This window comes from Pantoea sp. SIMBA_079, from assembly GCF_046940275.1.
Taxonomy (GTDB): Bacteria; Pseudomonadota; Gammaproteobacteria; order Enterobacterales; family Enterobacteriaceae; genus Pantoea; species Pantoea borealis.
Genome location: NZ_JAWRYR010000609.1, coordinates 1 through 254, shown reverse-complemented (window position 1 = coordinate 254; position 254 = coordinate 1). Strand labels below are relative to the sequence as shown.

Below are 254 nucleotides of genomic sequence, written 5' to 3'. Positions count from 1 at the left end.
CAGAAGGAAATGCATTTGTAGGAATAACTCTAGAAAGTTATATACCTACTTCACAGGAAGAGTTTATAATTGTTAATAATCTCACTAAAAGATTTGTTATTTCAAATAATTTAGTAACAGGAAATGGATATAACTTTGGAATTCTTACTAATATAACTGCAGGTAGTGTACCATATGGGACATCACTTGATGGAAAAGTTACAGTCTCAGGTAATGAACTTAGTGATTTTCAGCGAGGAATATATCTGAGAGTC

1 protein-coding gene is annotated in these 254 nt (G+C 31.5%); it reads left to right on the top strand.

Annotated elements, in window-relative coordinates:
• The coding region (locus SB719_RS21385) for a hypothetical protein (protein WP_412159920.1) at positions 1 to 254 on the top strand (254 nt) is incomplete at both ends.